The following is a 19,689-nucleotide window of genomic DNA, read 5'->3' as shown; positions in this document are numbered from 1 at the left end:
TTTAATGGAAAAAGAGGTTCCTGACTACTTGAAAGCGTTTTTCAAGATTGTCTGTATATCCTGTGTAATAGCTTTGATTGCTGCATCGCAAAATATAAACTCAATAGATTTTCTCAGGCATGTGCACTATTTTTTACTGAGAGTTGACATAGAAGAACTATAGCGAGTTGTAGTCTTAAGAATCAAATCAATGGGGGAAAGGGAATTATTGTTGCCATTTGATTAGGCCAGTCTTTTGAAAATGATGGCATGCGATAAGGCACAGATTGAAAGGGAATGACATTCGGATAGCGTAATAAGTTATTAGTTCTTAGATAATCATAGCAGCGACAACGGATATCCAGTTGAGCAATGAAGGGAAATTTCTCATAGCTCAAAACGTTTTGAGTCAAAGTATCAACAATTTTTTCAATTGAAATTTCACCGTCTGCGCTTCTATCCCAGGCATCATAGTCCTTTAGGAAAAAATTACGAAAGGTGATTTGTAACAACAGAGGAGGTAGCAGCTCTTTGCCTGTATGAAAACAAATTACAGAGGACAAACTTTGTATTGCTTCTGTATTGAACACATAAACACTCATTATTATTCACCATGGCTATTAGTCATGTGTACTCTTAGCAATAATAGAAGTGAATGTCTCTAATTAGAGCAAAAGTATGAAATGTATCATTTTCTAATAAAGCGGCTGGTTCACCGTCCGCTGTAACAGAAAAATCAGTAATCACCCATTTTTCATCAGTATTCTGCTCTGAAATTTTTACGCTATCACCAATCTTAAAAGGAGTGGCATCAATCATTGTTTTGATAAAAGCTTGGTTCAATTCTTCTTCGCTATTAGGTAAATAATTTTTGATGTGAGTCATGCTAATTCTTATAAATCAAAATGAAGATGACCTTACAAGAGTTTTTATTTAATGTAAATATTTGGGCAGGATTGAAAGTAGATCTATTTTGTGAACGATAACTGACGCTGAACAAATTTAGAAAATCTATTAAAGAGTGGGGATAGCTGATAATAAAATGGTTAAAAAATTTATACATCCTTTCCAAATAGCAAAATTTCAACCCAAGCCTTTCATCGACTAACACATTGTTATCTACTATCTTCCTCCAGCTTTTGAGAAGATTTCCTGTGCCATCAGACCAACGATAAAGTCGATTTGAATTCCATTCACCTGCAATTTTCGCAATATTACGCAGTAGATCTTCAATGTTTCAAAAACGAAGGTTTTTTGAGAAAACGGATACCAGTAAGATTGTTAGGTATCGGAATCAAATTGAAGCAAGAACGAATTCATGAACCCATTCAATTGCCTTTATTGGATTGAATCATGAGTCTTGAGGAAGTTAACACGTTATGTGGTAGCAATTATTTTGTGGCATTATTAGCGAACAAAGAGCGCACCTAAACCATAGTATTACAGGGTGAAATTAAAAAACCTGGGAATTCATTGGTTCGTTCCAACACATTTGATTGGTTGACTTTTTGTTGAAAAGAGACCTAAACTAACCTTGAAGCGTGCCGCGCCGGTGCTATCAACACCAGCGCTGCACTAACCATAATCCTAGCTGGAACTAGAATCATGGCTAAGTACATTCTATCATATTTATTATCGGTTACAATTTAACCGGTGCTCATTTATGATGTGTGCAGGGCATGTTCTGTTGGTTAGGAATCAATAGAGCACCGCTGTCGTTTTATTGATTTCTCCCCTCAGAATATGCTCGTGCAGCGTGCGTGGTGCGTTTCCTGGAATATTTTCAGAGTGTTGTTGAAGAAAGGAACTTATCCATGGAGAAACGCACATTCAATTGGCCGCCACATATTTTGTTGATTGATGACAATCCATCAACTACCGTCCTTGTCCTGCGTTTGTTTCGCTATCTGGGGTATAGTGTCATGCACGTTGACAAAGCAGAAGAAATAGTAACGTTTATCCAGAAGGAGCAATTTGATTTAATCGCCATAAATCTGGCCTTTTCCTGTTTAGAAAAATACTGGCTGCATCGTACCCAATACTTTAGAGAAAATATCTCCATCATTTATTATACGCCCACTATTCTCATCAATGATTTTACTCATGCTGCGAAGCAGGCGGGCAGGGATACCCGTGATGACAGCTGGATGCTTTATTCTGAATTTTTCCATTTTTTACCTTTTACATAAAAATTTAAAACATTCAACGACATTGCTCAAAGTGTTTACTGAGAAAGGCATGTACATGCTTGCTACTATTTTAAAAAGCCCAAAGGCTACAGAAACAACTATTTCTATTATCGAAACCTTTTCTAAAGTTCGCGAAATATCACGAACAATTAAAACATTACCACAGACACCCCAAAATTCTCCTAAATATCAAGAGCTAATACAAAAAACTGGTGATTTGATTTCGGATCTGATTGTTCCAGATGAATTGGAGTCATCTGAAACGGAAGCAACTATTGAGGTAAAGCTTGCTGTTGTCAAATTTAAATACACCGTTAAGAAAAGCCAAAATAACTAACGGTGTATCAGATGAATCAAATACTAGCACTTGATTATCTTATTTAGAGTCTCGATTTTATTATTGAGTTGGTGCCAATTGTCTCGATCAATGTTTTCATTCATTATTGTAACTTTAGGCCCTTCTCCAACATGGTAAGATTCATGTTGTGCTTCTTGGTATAGGTCTAGAGCGTCAAGAAGTTGTCCTTTATCTTCTTTTACTTTAGCTAATTCTATTAATGCATGCATTTTAAATTGTATGCGTGCAATTTCACAAATAGCATCTTGATCGAATGGATTAATGGGGTTTATGTAATTTCCTTTTACATTTTGTTATTATGTAAACAAATTTATCATAATAATTTCATTGTGAATAGTGTTAATCAATATGACTGTTAATAAGATCACAAAGATTATATTTTGTTCTTTGTTCTGTAGTTGGTCACAAAATATAATTTGTGATGGATAACGTACCTTATCTATCACAAATAGGGTATAATGGCGGAAAAATCAAAAAGGGACATCATGGATTTACTGGAGCATCAAAATACGAAAAATCAAAAGTTTGTGATAGATAAGATTTTCCATCCTTTAGATGTTCATTTTGATACCCATTCACTATCTGCTTGGGTGTCTTATTATTATACGGTACATGTGCAAGGGTCTCCTGCGAAAACTGAAAGTGCCAAAAAGAAAGATCTCTCAAAGTTCCTTCAATTTTTTCAATCTGAAGTAGGAAATGATTGTGTAGATAGTTGGACGCCCGCTGTTAGTAAACAATTCCAAAAAAATTTAATTAAAACTATTTCTGAAAAAACGGGAAAGCCCTATAAAGCAACCTCAATTAATCGAACTATGGCCACTATTCGGCATGTGGGACGGTGGCTTCATCAACAACGTCCTTTATTAGCGGGCGATCCCCTTACTCAAGTCAAAGATTTACAACCCGAAGTTCCCAATTGGAATGGTTTATCCTCAAGGCAGATGATGCGATTAAAATCTGCCTGTGAGCAACGTATTAAAAGTTGTACCCGTAAAAACCAAAATCCATTGATGGAAGCGGCTTTATTTTATGTGCTTATGGGAACAGGTCTTCGTGAATCAGAAGTGGTGTCTTTAAATGTGGGGCAATACCGACAGAAAGGGCTGTATGAAGTGCTACGTCATAAATCAAAACGTATTAGCCAAAAAATTCCTTTACCTCAAGAGAGTAGGGAGTATTTGGAGCAGTATTTAGAAAAACGAAATACTGTTGTTGATGAGCCTTTGTTTATTACACGGTATGGCACACGTTTACAAACCTTAGATGTATATCGGGTTTGTCAACGTTTACTAAAGCAAGCCTTGGCCTTTGTGTCTGAGGATGAAAAATTTAAATTCACCCCTCATCAGTTACGGCATACTTTTTTAAAGAAAGTCACTGATAAACATGGAGTTCATTATGCTCAGGAGCTGAGTGGAAATGTATCTATTAAAGAAATATTTCGTTACTCAAAGCCCAGTCAAGAAGAAATGCAAGAGTCTATAGAGGAGCTTTTTGCATAAAGGATGAGTTAAGAAGAGATGAAATTTTTATTCAAAAGCATTATTGTTGATAAAAAGCTAATTTTTTTAGAATTTTTCTAACTAGTATTAAAATTCACGTAGGATTTATCAGCCCCTATTCTTTGTTTGGATGCGATAAGATTTGCCGAGTCTTTTGGGAAGAAGCCGGGCATGAAGCCCAGCAGTTGATAATTAATTGTTTAATGGAGTGCTTAGTTTAAATTTTAATCTAGAACCATCTTGATGTTGTCCTAGGGTAGGGGTAATTAACAGTCCATCCTCTGTAGATTCAGAGATAAGAAGATCAAATTCGACTGAAGTACTTGCACCCTTATTGGTGTTTTCTTTCACAGCCTCTAAAGGTTGTTTAATTACATCATTTAATTTTAAGGTCATATTTTGAGTTCCTTTTCAATTATGGGAAACATTACTATTCTTGCATAAACAGAATGTACAAATCAATACCTTTATTACTATATATGGTGTATGTTAAACAAATATGCGCATATATATAGTGTTTTGATTTTCTTTCCTCGCATGAAAAGTTCGTAAAATCCTCGCCATTGGTAAAAAGAGGGTGATTCAGTCGTTTTAAAAATTGATGTCCGTGGGTATAGTGCCGTAAGGAGTATTACTGGAGCGAATATATGAAATACATAAAAAAAGCAACGAAGGAGACCTTATTGATAGGTTAGACCCTATCGTAGGTTTCTGAGAGTATACGAACTAATTCAGATAACTTCCCAAATTGTATCAATATAGTTTATGTCTAATATCTTTAAATGAGTTAATTTATTTTTCGCTGAGACTCTTATCTCCCATTGAACTTCAAATATAGTTTTTCCTTGGGAAGTAATTTCCTTCTTTACCTCATAATCATTAGACGTAGAGTCAAAAATGGATACAAAACCCTTTGGTGGAATACTAAAAAGACCTTTGTCATTTCTAAAAATGGAAGGTGAGGTTCTTACTTCCTTTACTTTTGGAACAACCTCTTCAGTATATAATTCGAATTGCATTTCAATCCGGGTTGCCCACTTTATAGTTGTTTTATTTTTTTCCAAAAACTGAGGTTGATTTATATACCAAGTATTATTTTTCCTTTTTAAAGAGCTCATTTCGGGTATCATTGATAGTTCAGTTTTAAATTTGTCCTGAATCTGCTGCGAAATGTTCTTTTTATAATAAATACACTCCCTATTTTCTTCCTCAAAAAAATATTTTGAGACCAATTGTTGATATTTTTTTATTGTAGTTTCATCCAAATGTGATGCAAGTGTATTTAAAAGTCCTATTAACTCTTCAATTTCAGAGAGGATATGAACATTTTTTCTATCTTTAATACCATCTTCAAGATGTTTTTTTAACAAACCATCATTTGTAACAAAAATAATTTTATCTACTGATTTAGGAGTATTACTAAGAAATTGAAAAAAAGTTTCGGCAATTAGTGCATCTCGAAATCCTTTTTCTTCTTTCCCGTAAGAAAAAGGAGGAAGCCTAAAACAAGCTCTTTGGATGAGTTCTTTTAAATTAACTTGAGACTCATCAATATCAATAACACTGATGTTAAATGCTTTGATTTGATCCTCTATGCATTCTTGAATCCTCTTAATTAAAAGATCTTTTGTGATATTAAGGTTATGGCCAAGTATTTGTTGCAATTTTTCTATATTTGGCCACAATTGCTCAATAGCAACTATCATTTGATAGTTTCTTTCATTTATTACGGTTTGAGGTAAATGCCAAGCTATATTAATATCATTTCTGCCGGATTCTTCTGTGATCAAATCACCTATAGCTTTTTTGCATAAATAATAAGCATCTTTTGTATAAAGCGCATTTGTATCAAGAACAATTTTAATTTCAGGAGTTTTTTTCTTCATATAATACTCAATATTCTAGATTCTTCTTTTTAGGATTTTGATTTATATATTTATATTAACGTTCGTTTGGAATTCTAAGAAGTTTACATATTTTATCTATGCTTCTTTGTTTTCCCATTATAAAACTCCCCGAGCTAATGGTTTTTTGTATTGAGGTAATTTTTTATGCCTTCCCCATTTCCGCCGATAACCCTTGTTGCTTCAAGTCCAGTATAAGCTCTCTCACGAATTAAATTTCTTTAAAATTCTGCCAGGAGCCAAAATACGAAAAATTAATTTTCCGTCTGAGGAAGTGTTAATGAACCTATTAACACTTTTCACGCCAATTTTTTTTGGAGTCAGTCAAAGAGATAATTTCAATTAAATTTTTAAGAGAGCGACTCAATTGCCTAAGTACCTTTCAATAAATTAGATAATAAATTAACTAAGAATATTTAACCATATTCGTTACCTGGCAATTTCAATATTATTAGGAATATTTTAGAGATTATTTAATAAGTTAATAAAACTCCCGTTTTTCTTCCCAGTAGAATGTTGCTAGGAAAACAAATGTGTCCCAAACACCCATATCAAAGTTACATATAGCGAGCGAGTAGTTTTTGTCTATTTAATTGATTAATAGGAAAAGTGTTTATTAAATATGTAAAATTGACTTTGGAACGTAAGATGATTATCAATTTCGTCAGTCCATAATCTATAAATAAGTTTTACTTAACGAGCACTTTGTAATATATTTTTGTGGAATTTGTGAAAAGGATGAATAGATGACAGATATCGCTATGGTTAGTGCTTTATTAGCAGCGATTGATACGACTATAAATCTTGCGAAGAGTATTAAAGAGTCAGTTCATTCATTAAAAAAAGCGGAATTAAATTTAATGATAGCCGGTTTGATTGATACACAGGCATCCCAAAAGCTTTTAGCCGCGGATTTAAAGATAGCTATTCTTGAGAAAGAGCAAAAAATTCAGAAATTGAATGAACAACTTGCATACCTTAATTCGCAAAATAAACCCCAATTTATTCATGGAAGATATAAGTTTGAAGGAGATGATGGAGTATATTGTTGCCGGTGTTGGGATGCTGATTTTAAGAAGTTTCGTGTTGTTACAAAACAATACGGGCCTAGGATAGATTATTGTGTGGCGTGTAAAACACAATATTCAGTATAATTAGACAATTGAAATCACACAATTTCATTTAAAAACACAATCCGTATCTCGATCTTATATTAAGAAAATTTAAACAATCTCGTTTCACAACTTAGATAATAAATGAGATACAAAAAAGTTACATTATCACTTTTCTTCTTCCATCATTTTTTTAGTTACTAATAAATTTATATACTTGCTTCTAAATTTTATTAAATTTTTTTCAGCTATAAATTTTTAATTGGCATGATAATTAACTTGTTGCTCTGATGAATAGGGATGTTTCATCCTTTCGGTATAATTGTGAGGGAAGTAGTAAACCTCGATTTATCTACCAGAAGAAAAATATTCGATTTAAATTTATTTAGCCAGGAACTATGCTATACTACAAATGTAGCAAAACAATACTATTGTAGGTGAAAATAATGGGAATCCCAATAAGAATTGATGAAAATATTTATTATGAGGCAAAAAAAGTTGCTGCTGCAGAATTTCGTTCTATTCCGAATCAAATAGAATATTGGGCTAAGTTGGGAAAGTGTGCCTTGGATAATCCTGATTTACCAATTGAGTTTATAAAAGATGTTTTGCTTTCTAAGCTTCAAGATAAGTCTTTAGCTGAGCCTTTTCAATTCGAGGGCGAAAGTGAGTGATATCGAAATAAGACAAATGCCAGCGTTTAAGAAGGTCTATAAAAAATTGCCAGCCTCACATAAGTCCATCGTTAATGAGGCTATACGTACAATTGTCAATAATCCTAAAATTGGAGAAGAGAAAAAAGGTGATTTAATTGGAGTATATGTGTATAAATTTAAAATTAATCATCAACAATTTCTTTTAGCTTATGAATGGGATCCAGCATTAAGGATCCTATTCGCACTGGGAGTTCATGAAAACTTCTACCGAGATCTCAAGAGAAAGTAATTCACATATTTTTAATGGTTTTTAGAAAGGGATTTAAATTTAAAATGAAAGCATTGAATTTAGCAGGACAAGAAATAATTAACGAGTCGAAAGAAACTCGTTTCAATAATAAATTAAAAATTATGAGTTTATTGAGAACGGCTATATATAGTATACAAAAAGATATTGAATTAACTACAAAAGCTATAGAGGAATCATATTATCTTCTCCAAGAATCAATTCATTGTACATTTATTTGTATCGATGGACTTGAGCCTTTGGTTTTAAATGAAATGGAAGATGCGGAAAATCACAACACATTAGATCTGATAAATGAAAAATTTTATAAAAATGCTTTTTTGCAAATATTTTGTTTGGTGACAGAAAACAACTATGAGGGTACAAATATATTGAGTTATTCAAGAGGAAAAATTAAACGCTTATTATTAGAGATATATAATGAAATATGCCTAATTGAACCATTAGAGTTTGGTAACTAAACATATATGGGATATGTTGGCTAACATGATGAGCTCTAGGAGATAGGAAAAAAGAAGAGCTTTACTCGTCTATATAAAAATGGGGAGCTATAGTTTTAATTAGGAGATAATTTTTTTGATACCTGAGAAAATTTATGTCTATGCATTTTTTTCTTTTCATTGTGTCTTTTTTGATATTCTCCTAATACTCAAATTATCCAATCTTTTTCTTTTATTATGTACAGATAAAAATCATGCCCTAGCAGAATATGCTCTCGCTGGTATGGACAATAACTTATTCGTGTCTAAATATATGTTAGAGCTGCCAAAGAAAGAAGAGATGCAAAAAATTATAGAAAAAGAGCTTAATCTTAATAAGGAATAACAAAGAAAGATATTTATCGTTGACTACATTAACAGCAGATTCAACTAGCTAATGCAACTACGCTTTAAGCTAATTGTTGTGACACATATTAGGAGTTTGAAATCCTAATGTTTTTCTAGGCCTTTCATATAGGGTAAAATGGTTGGGTATCGAGATCAAGAACTAGTAATTTTATAGAAGTGCTTCATCATCCATCACTCATTCGCTGTGGATATTAACTTCATGAATAATCAACACAAGGTCTACTCGTCGTTTCACTCCTGTGTTCCACCTTGCATTGCCCTATTCATTGCGTTAAAGCAATTGATTGCGAATGAGTGATGGATGATGAAGCAGCAACAGCGTTTAACCTTTACTCCTATCTTTAAAGGGAGCTATCGCGGTAGGTGACTATACTACCTGCCGCGATCATTAATTTCTCTAAATTTACTATATTTCGATTAATTTTTAATTCACGATTTGACAAGCTGCTATCGTGGGCGAGTTGAACGGTTCATAAGGGCCATAACTTGGGCCATAAAAATCTATAAACCCTGGGTTTGTCATAGAGACCCATTCAGGCTTTGTTCCGATTAATAATTGATTTTGATCTAAAACTTGCACATTACTAAATACTCCGTTTTGTACAATAATTTCAGTTAAATTAATACCTGTTCCACTAAAATTTAATATCATTGGCGCACCGTTAGAAAAAATATCATAGCCTAACCAATAACTGCTCGAATCTTCCCTACGTTGAACAACACAGTTATTTACACTATTATTCACATTCAAAGTTGTAGACCCACTAACGCCATTTTTGATGGCTTGAATCGTAGTCGAACCTGACGTAACTCCGGTAGCAACGCCTTTTGATAATAGTGCGTTTGAAATTGTTCCAACTGCAGTATTTGAAGAAGTCCAGGTTACTGTCCTGGTTATATTTTTAGTAGACGCATCACTGTATGTACCGGTTGCAGTAAATTTTTGATTAACGCCAATCGCAATAGAAGGATTTTGAGGTGTTACGTTAATTGAAAGAAGCGTTGCTGCAGACACGTTCAGCGATGCATTTCCACTCACATTATTAAAAGTAGCTTCTATAGTTGTTGTTCCTGCTCCCACATTGTTTAGCAAAGCTCAAAAATAAAGGGTCAGCTCGATATGTGACTCGGAATAAGTATGCTGAGCTTTATATGCAAATGAAAGACGAAATGGAACAACAATATTTTAAGGAAAAACTATAGGAACGAATGTGGAAATTAGAAGGAATCATGAATGAATTAAAAAATTACCATGATTTAAAACGAGCTCAATACAGAGGATCAGAAAACACTCAAATTCAGGCCTATTTTGCGGCTATGGCTTTGAATATCAAAAGGTTGGTATTTTTTGTCCTTTATGGAACAACTCTAATTTTTATCCAACTTTGAGCATATTTTTCAACAGGCCGTCCCGTTTATTTTCACTATTGATTAATATAAGATATAGGATATACTATATTGTATATGGTTGGAGGTTATTATGACTAAAGTTCTTATTTCAATACCCGATAAAATTGCTTCTAGAATGCGAGCTTCTATACCACAAAAGCAACGCAGTAGAGTTATTGTTCAATTAATAGAGAAGGAAATAGAAAAGCGTGAAAAAGCACTTTATGAATGTGCTGTTGCTGTTGAGCAAGATAATGAGTTAAATCATGAAATGACCGAATGGGATGTCACCCTTAAAGATGGACTAACTGATGAATCGTGGTGATATTTATTGGATTGATCTTAATCCAACAACTGGATCTGAAATTAATAAACAACGTCCTTGTGTATTAGTAGGCGCAACACCAATAAATCAGGCGCGGCATACAGTGGTGGTAGTTCCTCTTTCCACATCAGCAAAAGCTAGACCTCCCATAACAATATCAGTCTATTGTCTTAATAAACAGGTAACGGCTATTTGCGATCAAATTCGAACTGTTGATAAAAGTAGATTAAAGAGTTTCATAGGTACGCTGTCAGATGATGATTTAAATTCTCTTGATGATGGTTTGCGACAAGTATTAAGTCTATAATTGAGAGACTCTAGGGTCATATTGTAAAAATAAATTCATTGTATAGTGGATTAAATTTTGAATAAATGTTATTTAAAATCGGAATGACTTGCATCTTCGTTAACAGCGCTAATTCGTTTTAACCCTGTATTGCTGCCTAAAGCATAAAGACAAAGAAGCAGTCTTTTTTGCAAGAGCTCTCCATCTAAAATTTCTCGATTGCCTACCGAGTGAAATTGCTTGGTAAAATTAACACGAAAATCAGATTCCTTTAAAATATCGATTAAATTAATGGTTGACCAACGACGGGTTTCACCGCATATCCAGCCCAAACTGGCAATGAGATAGCTAAGCGACTTTAAGTGCCAATATTTTGTCCATATCAAACACCATACCCTGCTCTTCAATATCCTGGGTAAAATCATATTCCCCATGCAAATTGACATAATGCCAGATTAAAGTCGATCCATTGCGAATAATGGTTAGTAGTGCTTTCCTGCTTGCTTCATCCTCTAACAGAGCCAATTTTTGCGAAAGGTATAGCTCATTCCATAATACAATTGCATTCTGGATTAAGCGCTGGCAACCAACAACCATTTCTTGTTCCTCCTTGCTGCTGTATTGAATTTCCTGGTTGTTACCAAACAGAATGGCTTTTGAGAATTTATTCGATAACTCAATACGATTTAACTGTTTTTCAACAGCCTGTCGTAATTCTACATCATCAATATATCGAAGAATAAACAGACTTTTAATAATCCGTCCAAATTCCTTTATGGCGCAGTACAATGGATGTTGTTTTGAATATGAACTGAGACGCTTGAACAGTTGTGATGCCGTTGTGGCTTTAAGTTTAATCGTAACCATCAAACGCAAAATATCATCCCAATGGGTTTTAATTAAATCAGTGTCAATATAGCGATGCGGGAGTATTTTATATCCTTTGGTTTCATAGGTGCTTCTGGAGTTAAAGCTGTATAGGGTGGCTTTCTTCAGACCTTTAATTCTGGGTGCAAAATAAATCCCAAGCATGTTCAATATCCCAAAAATTGCTTCAGAATAACCATGTGTATCAGTGGAATGGATTGTGCTCTTGATCGAAAGATTATGTAATAATCCATCAGCAACATAGGCTGCTTCTCGTTCAGAACTACTGATGGACGTAGTATAAAACAGGCGGTTTAGCTCATCAATAAAGCTGTAAAGTGAAGATCCTGAGCCGCTTCCAAAGTATTTGAATGATTTATTGGCGTTCAATGACTCAACAACTACGCTGACTTTTCGTCCATCGCTGGATGTATGTAATTCACCAGGATTTTTTTGATAGATGCTGGCTAATGATAGCTTGCCGAGCAGCTCAAGAATGCATTGATTTGCTGCGTTAATATTATTAAGACTCATGTGCCAGTTTACAAAGTTTTCCAGGGCATCTTCCGTAATCCCTTTGGAGACATTGGCCATCTTGCTGATGCCTATATTGCATCCCATTCCTAAAATCGATGCATAAAATATGGATGTTTTGGGCAAGATCTTCTTGTCTTTAACGCTGTGATGGCGAAAGCAATCAAGGTAACCAGTTAACCGCTGAATATCACTCAACATTTTTAGTACCGATGTATATTTCTGATCAGCAAACAGAGAAGATACTGACTGCGTATTTATTTTTTCGACTTTGGGTGTTGCCAGCACCATTCGTCCCTTTGAATCAAATTTGATGTGAGGATTTTTGTCTGCCTTGATACGGCGATTAGTTTTATGGTATGCCCCGTGGAGCTTTTTATGAAGGGTTTCCATTAATTGATCAATGTCTGCAAAATCGAGTAACCCTGCTTCTTCCAGTAACCTGTTCCTGTTAGCCTGCCAATGTTCTTTGGGGTGTAAATAGTTTTCCAGTGACAGATAGCGATAGGCTGGCTTCAGACTGATAACACCCGCTTTTAAAGCATCAGCCGTATAAAAATACAGCAACACCTTATAAAGGGAGATCCTGAATTTACCTTCACTGGAATAAAGTGCAGCCTGTTCATTTTCAGATAAAAAGCTGACTGGCGCCTCTTTCCCCACATTACCTGTTTTGGCCTGATAGTGTTTGATGGCCACTAAAATGGCAGGAATATCCTGATTTTCCGGGATATCAAATGCAATATTGCGCAAGATATCAGCCACCCTGTTCTGTAATTTAAGGGACAAATCCTCCAATATCTGGTAATAGTTCTGTGCATTCATTTCATCAAGTGCCTGTTTTGTATATTCATCCAGTTTTGGTTCCGGTGGATAGATTTCCAGGTGCTGGTGATAGTCCTCCAGCAATTGCCTGATTTGCTGAACTTTCTCCGAATCGCTTAAAACAGGTGATGTTGCCAGCTTTTCAATTTTTTTCAGTTGAGCCTTATAGGATATTCTTGCATCTGATAATAATTGCAGGGTTTCCTTTTGCTGGTCTTTCTGTTTAAAGATCTGTTCCTTTTCATTTTTTGTAGCGGCGTTTTCTGTTGCCTTCACACAGTTGAGTAAAATATCTGCAAAATTATCCTGTCTTAACTGATATTGATGAACCAGAAAACAAATGATATGGAGATAGCGTTTATCAGGCTGAAGCTGATTAATCTGAAACAGACTGGCCTTGCGAACCCAGGTTGCATAATGCTTGACGGTGTCATTGTGCAGATTTAGTTTATCGAGCAAGGGACTAACACTGTTATAAATACTTTGGATTAGTTGAAAATCCTCGATACTTTTCTTAATCTCCTTTGGCTTTCTTGAGTGACTGATGGTTTTAAGTCTGGCAATGGTTGAAGAATCAGCATCATCTATTTTTAGAAGAGCATCCATACTGATTTTGTGACCATCGGATAATTGATCCTCAATCAAATGAATCAGATGTTTATCATAATCACTGATTATCTCTGTGATGTTCAGGGCAAATCGATTATAGCGGGGGATCTCAATACGCCTGGCTTTCAGCAGATCGAATACATCCTGTAAAATCTGTTTTGGTGGGTAGCGACGGGCAACGCGATCATGAATACTCTCCCTGAATAATGTTTTCGCCTCTTCATCAAAGGGTTTTATCGCCAGATATTCACGAATTATCTGTTTGTGGTAATTAAACGTCCGCTGATTATATTTTTTTAGTTGCACTTCATTGTTGTCAAAGCCGTATAGCTGGCATATGGCCTTGAGATCAGATTCATAAAACTGTCTTGGTTGGTAGAATCGCGCTCCTACCAGGCAATACCCAAACAATAAAATAAATCCAGCTTTATTGGTGACGCTATCCACGCTTTTCAGCCAGACGGCTAACTCTGGTGGTAAACAAAAATATTTATTTTGTTCATCAGGGGAAAAATTTGGCGGACTATTAAAAATAATTTGTTCTGCAGGGGTCATTATTTCAAGCTTTGCCATTAAGGTACATCCGGGACATCAAATTTAATTCTTTTAACGCTCGTTTTATTAGGCGATAAATTATATCATTAAGGTGCATTATAAACGATTAACAATATGATGGTGTTATATGTGCAAAATACCTTAATACAAAACCCAGTGAAAATTAGGTGGCATTAGCATGATTTATGGATATGTTCGGGTGAGTACTCAGGATCAAAGTGTTGAAAGTCAGAAAAACAGCATTAGTCGTTTCTGCATTGAGCAAAAACTCATGGTTGACGAATGGATTGAATTAGAGATGTCCTCCCGTAAGTCTACTAAGTTACGTCGTATCGATGAGTTGTTAGATAAATTATCACCTGATGATGTGGTTATTGCCTCTGAATTATCAAGGCTTGGTCGATCAATAAAAGAAACGTTGAATACTATAGAAATAATTATTCATGATAAAATGTCCAGGTTGATACTTATCAAACAAAATCTGGATTTAAATCCTAATGCCAAGAATAATGTGGCAAATAAAGTGCTCATCACGATCTTTTCAATGTTGGCTGAATTGGAGCGAGATTTTATTTCAGAACGAACCAAGGAAGGGTTACGCGCACGAGTTGCTAAAGGTATTAAGCTTGGTAAACCGAAAGGGATAATACAAGCCTCAATGTACGATAAAGACAAAGATAAAATTTTACATCTATATCAACTGGGTGTTCCTATTCAAAAGATTATTGCAACACACTTAGGCTATGGCAAGTATTTATCACTAAAAGCTTTTATCAATAAATGCAGGGATTTTTCATGAATCAAAATTTAATCGACTCAATATGTTTTGAGAAAGCTAATCTTCAACACGAAAAAATTATATTTGACTGGCTTAGCTTACCCCATATACAAGATTTTTGGGATAACAGCAAAGAACATAAAGATGACATACTCAACTTTATCTATGGACGTAAGCAACACTATTTTTACGGTACCACTAAATATTGGGTAGGGTTTGTTAATAATGAGCCATTTGCTTTTCTGCTAAGCGACGAAATATTAGAGTCACAAAATGATGTAACTGATCTTCATAAATATTATTTATCAAAAGATGGGCATACCGTCTCTCTTGATTTTGGCATAGGGAATAGGGATTTTTTAGGAAGAGGATTGGCTGCACCAACCTTGAAGAAATTTACTGCATTCTACCACAATCAGATCGATAATCTGGCTGATACTTTTTTCATTGATCCTGATGAAAACAATCCTAGAGCTAAGCATGTTTATGAGCAAGCTGGATTCGAACCAGTAGGTGAATACTCGATGCAAGGCGGTTTTTTTACAGGCCATAAAACTCATTTAATGGTAATGAAATTACCAAAGAGAACTTAATATGGAAAAGAACATTACTGGTATCAATTACACTCAATTCTTGGATGATCTTAAGACGAAAGTTGCTGCAAGTCAGTACAGAGCGGCTCTGAGTGTAAATAAAGAACTTATTCTGCTTTACCATCATATTGGAACAGAAATTATCAATTCTCAGAAGCAACATGGGTGGGGGGCTAAAATTATTACGCAGCTAAGTCGTGATTTACGTAGTGAATTTCCAGAAATGAAAGGGTTTAGTCCGCAAAACCTAAAGTATATGCGACGTTTCGCTGAAGAATATAACCTAGATGAAATTGGTCAACAAGCTATTGACCAATTACCCTGGGGGCATAACATTACACTGATGTATGAAGTGCCAGATAAAAAGGAAAGAGAATTCTACATCCAAAAAGCAAAAGAATACAGCTGGTCTCGAAATGTATTATCAATGCAAATTGAATCCGATTTATATAAACGAGAAGGGAAAGCTATTACTAACTTTAACAAAAAATTATCATCTCCTCATTCTGATCTTGCACAAGCAACACTTCGAAACCCATATTTATTTGATTTTTTAAGTTTAGGGAAAGATGCTCATGAAAGAGAAGTAGAAAAAGGATTGGTTGCTCATATTGAACGATTTTTGCTTGAACTTGGAGAAGGCTTTGCTTTTCTGGGACGTCAATACCATCTTCAAATTGAAGATCAAGATTTTTATATCGACTTGTTGTTTTACCACATCAAGTTAAGGGCATTTGTTGTGATTGATTTAAAATCAGGTAAGTTTAAACCAGAATACGCCGGTAAAATGAATTTCTATTTATCAGCTGTAGATGATTTGTTACGCCAACCAGGGGACAACCCTTCTATAGGGTTAATTTTATGTCGTTCAAAAGTTGGGGTTGTTGCTGAGTATGCTCTTCGCGATATGACTAAACCAATTGGACTTGCAGAGTATAAACTTACTGAGTCATTGCCTAATGATATTAAGACTGCATTACCCACAATAGAGCAGATAGAAGAAGAGTTGTCGAAAGACTTTACAGAAAATGAATAAAATCTCAACCCCTCATATCATTGGTATTAGTGGAAACATGGGCGCTGGAAAAACAACACTTACCCTAGAATTAGCCAGTTATTTACATAGTCCTTTTATATCTTGGGATGATTTTGATGAGATCTCAAATGGACCTGAAGATTATATCGATTGGTACAAAAGGGGAGAAAATTACACTGAATGGGACTATCCAAAATTAGCTGAAGTTCTTAAAGTCCTTAAATCTGGGGAAGCAGTTATTCATCCAGTAAAGAATAGTGTTGTTAATCCCAAGCAATATATCATTTTTGATGCACCTTTAGGACGTTTTCACCAGCAGACTGGCATCTATATTGATACTTGGATTCATATTAATGTGCCATTAGATGTATCTTTGTGTCGCTGGGTACTTAGAAACTATAAAAATACTGATAAAACTAAAGAAGATCTTTTAGACGAGTTAGAATTTTACTTAAGTGAATCAAGACCTTTATTTGAAGATCGTGAGTTTAAGAGTAAAGCCGATTTCATTATAAATGGTATGGATTCAACAAAACACCAAGTTGAATTAATTAGAGAATATTTGGGAATTTAGAGAACAGATTAAAGTTCATTGCCAGTTTGGGCTGGATATGCGGTAAAACCCAACGACGATTAATTTCTCGCTGTAACGTATCAAGAAACGGGGGTAACGCCTGTGCCTTTAATGGCGTTACTTTGATATGGCCGTCATTTTTATCCAAGATTTTAACTTTCTTGTTATGCAAAATGGTGTCATTTAGGTTTTGTAAATTAAGGTGTAGCTCGCGTTTAAGCTTTTTAATAAAATCCGAGGCTTCTAGAGGTAATCCAAGCTGTAGGTATCGAGCTTCGCGAGATGTTTCCCAATCAGCGGGTAAATCATCATCGGGATTACGGTAACGATAGGCACCCTCAATCCAGATTAATTTACAACGTAGTTTTTCTCGTAAACTTTCAAGGACAGCGACTTCATAATGAAATCGGTTAATTTTGACGAGACTGGCCTGTTTTTCGGTACCACTTGTGGGACCATCCTCTACCATCGCAACAGTAACAGGGAAATCATCCGTTTCAAAAACCATTGACTTCCATGATACAGGAATAACATTAGCTATAGGGACAAGTGCAGCATCAGGATAATAGGTATCAGTCGACTTCTGATTTTTTTAATGAATGCAATCGCATCCAATAAATCACGTCCTTCTTGGCTATTGGTTTTGAAAGTAAATGCATTTAATAGTTGCAGAAGCGCTTTGCGGTGAGCATGTGAATACAGTGAATGCACTTTGAGGTTAACTTGGTTCTGATACCATCTGTTCCCCTTATTTTTCAGCTCTATTACCAATTTTTTTAAAGTGTCCTGATTCACTAAAGGATAGATTTCATCCTCAATGACACCTTTCGGATTTTCAAGAGCCGCTTCTGCAATTAAGTATAAAATATCAAACTTACCGTTAACTTTTTTGACTTCAGAGATGATTTTTTTATTAACATAAACCTCTGCTGATGATTTCATATTGTGAATTAATTTAATAAATAAATCGGCTACATCATCCGTCAATAACTATGATCGCATGTAGACAAAGCAAGCCATAGAAGCCACTCGTGCATTATGGACAAACTCAAGAACGTTGCTGGGTGAGGCCTCCATGATTCTTTGGTAATATTTTTTGATTAATTTTCTTGGTGTGTTATCAAATAATGATGATGGAATAGGAATGCTGCGAATAGGCCTAGCGCTCCGGAACTTGTATATGGACTCATCCGGGATTGCAATATGTTCTAATGTAGTGAGGTTTGCATTTGTATATCCGGTAATATTTTAGAGTATTAAATTAACTCATACCTTGATGTGATTCGTCCTCTGTCTCCTTTATCGCGCCGTCGAACATAATAGCTCAGCAAGTTCCTCAGGTATAAACAGAGTAGATTTTACCTTACTTTCATCATCGCATTTTGCAAAACTTAGATAATCACTTTTCTTTAATTACAAACAAAATATATAAAACTAACTTGCTAATTGATATTTATATTCTTCACCATAATACATTATTGCCCAGGCATGCCGCGCATTTTTATTAGCGATCGCAACGCATGCTTTATTAAACCCTCTATCTTGTTTTATTCTATTTACCCAAGAGTTTAAAGGAGTTATTTTTTTATCGGAAATCTTTGCCACTGAACGTCCGCCATTGATTAAAAGATTTCTTAAAGTAATATCACCTCGTTTACTTATTCCCATTAAACATTGTTTTCCTCCGCTTGAATGTTCTTTAGGCACAAGGCCCACAAAAGCTGCGAAATGGCGCCCATTTTTAAAGTTTTTAGCATCGCCTATTTTTACTACTAATAAAGAAGCCGTTAAGGGTCCAATACCCTTTAATTTCATAAGGCGTTTACAGTTTTCATTTCTAAGACATATATTTTCTAATTTTTTATCATATTGAGAAATTAGCCTAATTAGATGTAATACTTCTTGGTAAATTTCATAAATTTCTTCTCTAGCTATTTGTGTTAATTCATTACCAGCATTCTCCAAAATTTCTGGGATTTCTTTAGTAAAGAAAGTCATTCCTTGCCTCATGACAATACCGTATTCTGTCAAAAAACCTCGCGCTTGATTCGTTAAGGCCGTCCTTCTTCTTACAAGCTCTTCTCTTCTTCTATGAATTAGTTGGATGTCTTGTTGCTCTAGTGATTTAATAGGAACCGATGGCATACCATCCTGCATCGCTGCGGTTACTATACCTTGAGCATCATTCGCGTCATTTTTATTTCCTCGAACAAAAGGTTTAACATGCTGCGGGCTAATCAACATTACTTCATGCCCCATACTTCTAAAGATTCTTCCCCAATAATTTGATCCTGCACAAGCTTCCATTGCAATTTTGCAAGGATTTATGTTTCTTATAATATCCATCAAATTAGCTCTATTAATTTTTTTCTTTATGATCGTTTTTCTTTGCTTATCTATCCCATGCAATTGGAATATATTTTTTGCTAAATCAATACCTACAAGGCTAATATTATTCAT

Annotated in this window: 25 protein-coding genes and 2 pseudogenes; 15 read left to right on the top strand and 12 right to left on the bottom strand. The window is 34.9% G+C overall.

The window, feature by feature from the left end:
• Position 1: 1 nt before the first annotated feature.
• The 3 genes from DY223_RS19355 to DY223_RS18370 form a co-directional block, all read right to left on the bottom strand.
• Positions 2-91, bottom strand: a complete 90-nt coding sequence (locus tag DY223_RS19355) for a GIY-YIG nuclease family protein (RefSeq protein ID WP_235810603.1) — start codon at positions 89-91, stop codon at positions 2-4.
• A 91-nt stretch (positions 92-182) separates the two neighbouring features.
• Complete coding sequence (locus DY223_RS18375; protein ID WP_058460985.1) at positions 183-581, bottom strand: hypothetical protein; 399 nt, start codon at positions 579-581, stop codon at positions 183-185.
• A gap of 34 nt (positions 582-615) precedes the next feature.
• Positions 616-864, bottom strand: a complete 249-nt coding sequence (locus tag DY223_RS18370) for a hypothetical protein (protein WP_058460986.1) — start codon at positions 862-864, stop codon at positions 616-618.
• 929 nt (positions 865-1,793) lie between these two features.
• Between DY223_RS18370 and DY223_RS18365 the strand changes: the two genes are divergently transcribed.
• Positions 1,794-2,168, top strand: coding sequence for a response regulator (locus DY223_RS18365; RefSeq protein ID WP_058460987.1), 375 nt, complete (start codon positions 1,794-1,796; stop codon positions 2,166-2,168).
• 55 nt (positions 2,169-2,223) lie between these two features.
• Complete coding sequence (locus DY223_RS18360; protein WP_082642509.1) at positions 2,224-2,505, top strand: DNA-binding protein; 282 nt, start codon at positions 2,224-2,226, stop codon at positions 2,503-2,505.
• 23 nt (positions 2,506-2,528) lie between these two features.
• On the opposite strand, the gene DY223_RS18355 is transcribed toward DY223_RS18360, so the two are convergent.
• The gene (locus tag DY223_RS18355; protein ID WP_058460989.1) at positions 2,529-2,735 is read right to left on the bottom strand and encodes a hypothetical protein; all 207 of its coding nucleotides are present in this window, start codon (positions 2,733-2,735) and stop codon (positions 2,529-2,531) included.
• A gap of 249 nt (positions 2,736-2,984) precedes the next feature.
• Between DY223_RS18355 and DY223_RS18345 the strand changes: the two genes are divergently transcribed.
• Positions 2,985-4,031: a tyrosine-type recombinase/integrase gene (locus DY223_RS18345; RefSeq protein ID WP_064115125.1), complete on the top strand. Its 1,047-nt coding sequence runs from the start codon at positions 2,985-2,987 to the stop codon at positions 4,029-4,031.
• A 192-nt stretch (positions 4,032-4,223) separates the two neighbouring features.
• On the opposite strand, the gene DY223_RS18340 is transcribed toward DY223_RS18345, so the two are convergent.
• Complete coding sequence (locus tag DY223_RS18340; RefSeq protein WP_058460990.1) at positions 4,224-4,427, bottom strand: hypothetical protein; 204 nt, start codon at positions 4,425-4,427, stop codon at positions 4,224-4,226.
• Positions 4,428-4,762: 335 nt separating this feature from the next.
• Entirely contained in the window at positions 4,763-5,917 is a 1,155-nt protein-coding gene (locus DY223_RS18335; RefSeq protein WP_058460991.1) for a PIN domain-containing protein, read from the bottom strand.
• Between the two features lie 764 nt (positions 5,918-6,681).
• On the opposite strand from DY223_RS18335, the gene DY223_RS18330 reads away from it, so the two are divergent.
• From DY223_RS18330 to DY223_RS18310, 5 genes are all read left to right on the top strand, one after another.
• Positions 6,682-7,089, top strand: coding sequence for a hypothetical protein (locus tag DY223_RS18330; protein WP_058460992.1), 408 nt, complete (start codon positions 6,682-6,684; stop codon positions 7,087-7,089).
• Between the two features lie 404 nt (positions 7,090-7,493).
• A complete protein-coding gene (locus tag DY223_RS18325; RefSeq protein ID WP_058460993.1) occupies positions 7,494-7,721 on the top strand; it encodes a TA system antitoxin ParD family protein in 228 nt (75 codons plus the stop codon).
• Positions 7,714-7,992 (top strand): type II toxin-antitoxin system RelE/ParE family toxin, encoded by a 279-nt coding sequence (locus DY223_RS18320; RefSeq protein WP_202972307.1) that lies wholly within the window; start codon positions 7,714-7,716, stop codon positions 7,990-7,992. The genes DY223_RS18325 and DY223_RS18320 overlap by 8 nt, the downstream gene beginning before the upstream one ends.
• 44 nt (positions 7,993-8,036) lie before the next feature.
• Positions 8,037-8,471: a hypothetical protein gene (locus DY223_RS18315; RefSeq protein WP_131744492.1), complete on the top strand. Its 435-nt coding sequence runs from the start codon at positions 8,037-8,039 to the stop codon at positions 8,469-8,471.
• A 115-nt stretch (positions 8,472-8,586) separates the two neighbouring features.
• Positions 8,587-8,835 carry a PDDEXK nuclease domain-containing protein gene (locus DY223_RS18310; protein ID WP_058460995.1) on the top strand — a complete coding sequence of 83 codons (249 nt, stop codon included), beginning with the start codon at positions 8,587-8,589 and terminating at the stop codon, positions 8,833-8,835.
• Between the two features lie 447 nt (positions 8,836-9,282).
• Here DY223_RS18310 and DY223_RS18305 read toward each other — a convergent pair whose 3' ends face one another.
• Entirely contained in the window at positions 9,283-9,939 is a 657-nt protein-coding gene (locus DY223_RS18305; protein ID WP_058460996.1) for an Ig-like domain-containing protein, read from the bottom strand.
• Between the two features lie 89 nt (positions 9,940-10,028).
• Between DY223_RS18305 and DY223_RS18300 the strand changes: the two are divergent.
• From DY223_RS18300 to DY223_RS18290, 3 genes and pseudogenes are all read left to right on the top strand, one after another.
• Positions 10,029-10,217 (top strand): annotated as a pseudogene (locus DY223_RS18300) (transposase); the annotation flags it as partial.
• A gap of 121 nt (positions 10,218-10,338) precedes the next feature.
• A complete protein-coding gene (locus DY223_RS18295) occupies positions 10,339-10,572 on the top strand; it encodes a hypothetical protein (protein ID WP_058460998.1) in 234 nt (77 codons plus the stop codon).
• On the top strand, positions 10,559-10,879 hold the full coding sequence (locus tag DY223_RS18290) for a type II toxin-antitoxin system PemK/MazF family toxin (protein WP_058460999.1): 321 nt from the start codon (positions 10,559-10,561) through the stop codon (positions 10,877-10,879). Before DY223_RS18295 ends, DY223_RS18290 begins: the two co-directional genes overlap by 14 nt.
• 68 nt (positions 10,880-10,947) lie before the next feature.
• On the opposite strand, the pseudogene DY223_RS18285 reads toward DY223_RS18290, so the two are convergent.
• Positions 10,948-11,169 (bottom strand): annotated as a pseudogene (locus DY223_RS18285) (Tn3 family transposase); the annotation flags it as partial.
• A gap of 37 nt (positions 11,170-11,206) precedes the next feature.
• The gene (locus DY223_RS18280; protein WP_058461001.1) at positions 11,207-14,266 is read right to left on the bottom strand and encodes a Tn3 family transposase; all 3,060 of its coding nucleotides are present in this window, start codon (positions 14,264-14,266) and stop codon (positions 11,207-11,209) included.
• 160 nt (positions 14,267-14,426) lie between these two features.
• Here DY223_RS18280 and DY223_RS18275 point away from each other — a divergent pair, with 160 nt between their 5' ends.
• From DY223_RS18275 to DY223_RS18260, 4 genes are read left to right on the top strand one after another with little or no spacing between them, the layout of a single operon-like run.
• Positions 14,427-15,047: a recombinase family protein gene (locus tag DY223_RS18275; RefSeq protein WP_058461002.1), complete on the top strand. Its 621-nt coding sequence runs from the start codon at positions 14,427-14,429 to the stop codon at positions 15,045-15,047.
• Positions 15,044-15,619, top strand: coding sequence for a GNAT family N-acetyltransferase (locus DY223_RS18270; protein WP_058461003.1), 576 nt, complete (start codon positions 15,044-15,046; stop codon positions 15,617-15,619). Before DY223_RS18275 ends, DY223_RS18270 begins: the two co-directional genes overlap by 4 nt.
• Before the next feature lies 1 nt (position 15,620).
• The gene (locus tag DY223_RS18265) at positions 15,621-16,655 is read left to right on the top strand and encodes a PDDEXK nuclease domain-containing protein (RefSeq protein WP_058461004.1); all 1,035 of its coding nucleotides are present in this window, start codon (positions 15,621-15,623) and stop codon (positions 16,653-16,655) included.
• Complete coding sequence (locus tag DY223_RS18260; RefSeq protein ID WP_058461005.1) at positions 16,648-17,229, top strand: nucleoside/nucleotide kinase family protein; 582 nt, start codon at positions 16,648-16,650, stop codon at positions 17,227-17,229. Before DY223_RS18265 ends, DY223_RS18260 begins: the two co-directional genes overlap by 8 nt.
• Here DY223_RS18260 and DY223_RS18255 read toward each other — a convergent pair.
• The 3 genes from DY223_RS18255 to DY223_RS18245 form a co-directional block, all read right to left on the bottom strand.
• Complete coding sequence (locus tag DY223_RS18255; RefSeq protein ID WP_058461006.1) at positions 17,207-17,737, bottom strand: hypothetical protein; 531 nt, start codon at positions 17,735-17,737, stop codon at positions 17,207-17,209. The genes DY223_RS18260 and DY223_RS18255 overlap by 23 nt on opposite strands.
• 29 nt (positions 17,738-17,766) lie before the next feature.
• A complete protein-coding gene (locus DY223_RS18250; protein ID WP_131744531.1) occupies positions 17,767-18,171 on the bottom strand; it encodes a hypothetical protein in 405 nt (134 codons plus the stop codon).
• A 492-nt stretch (positions 18,172-18,663) separates the two neighbouring features.
• Entirely contained in the window at positions 18,664-19,689 is a 1,026-nt protein-coding gene (locus tag DY223_RS18245) for an IS110 family RNA-guided transposase (RefSeq protein WP_058460659.1), read from the bottom strand.

This window comes from Legionella bozemanae, assembly GCF_900450575.1.
GTDB classification, from domain to species: domain Bacteria; phylum Pseudomonadota; class Gammaproteobacteria; order Legionellales; family Legionellaceae; genus Legionella; species Legionella bozemanae.
This window is presented reverse-complemented; position numbering and strand designations above follow the sequence as displayed.